This is a genomic window from Streptomyces niveus (genome assembly GCF_001723055.1).
In the GTDB taxonomy this organism is placed as follows: Bacteria; Actinomycetota; Actinomycetes; order Streptomycetales; family Streptomycetaceae; genus Streptomyces; species Streptomyces niveus.
This window is the reverse complement of sequence record NZ_MDCR01000484.1, coordinates 1-866: the sequence shown is the minus strand read 5'-3', so window position 1 is coordinate 866 and position 866 is coordinate 1. Positions and strand designations below refer to the sequence as shown.

The following is an 866-nucleotide window of genomic DNA, read 5'->3' as shown; positions in this document are numbered from 1 at the left end:
GCGCCGCGGTCGTCGAAGCTGGCGAAGTACGTCGCGGCCATGTCCGCCTCGCCGTGGCCCTGCGCCTCGGCGCGGGCGAAGCGGTTCGCGCCCGCCTCGGCGACGTCCAGCCGTACGCCGTTCGCCTCGCCCGCCGCCACGATGAGCCGGGCGTCCTTCGCGGCCGTGGTGAGGGCGAAGTTCGGTGTGTAGTCGCCGCCCATGATCGCCGACGACTTCACGCGGAGATAGCCGCAGTCGAGCCCGCCGCCCGCGACGGCGTCGAGGAAGCTGCGGGGGTCGACGCCGAGCCCGTCGGCCAGGGCCAGTGCCTCGGCCGTTCCGTGCGTGAGGGTCAGGACCCAGCTGTTGCAGACGAGTTTGAGCCGGGTCGCCGCCCCGGACGTGCCGTCGTCGGCCACCCAGAGTGTGCGCGAGCCCACGGCGTCCAGTACGGACGTGAGGGCCTCCCGCCCCTCCTGCGGCCCCGCGGCGAGGACGGTGAGTGTGCCCTGCTCCGCGGGGCCCCTGGTGCCGAGCACGGGCGCGTCGTAGAAGACCAGTCCGTGGGCGGCGGCGAGTGCGGCGAGCGGGGTGAGCCCGTCGAGGCCGGCCGTCGTGGACTGGAGCCAGTGGGTGCCGGGCCGCAGCCCGGGGGCCGCCGCCGTCATGGTCTCCAGGGTGGCGGCGCCGTCGTACAGCGCCGTGAGGACGACGGCGGCGCCGCGTACGGCGTCCGCCGGGCTGTCCGCGATCCGCGCCCCGTCGGCCGCCAGTGGTTCCGCCTTCGCGCGGGTACGGTTCCAGATCCGGACGGCGTGTCCGGTCCGGCAGAGGTTGCGGGCCATCGCGGCGCCCATGATGCCCGCGCCGAGTACAGCTACTTC

General features: G+C 75.2%; 1 protein-coding gene. It reads right to left on the bottom strand.

Features of this window, described 5'->3' with window-relative positions; genetic code table 11:
• Nucleotides 1–866, bottom strand: an 866-nt coding sequence (locus tag BHU15_RS36590) for an NAD(P)-dependent oxidoreductase (RefSeq protein WP_069631027.1), incomplete at both ends; no start/stop codon positions are given.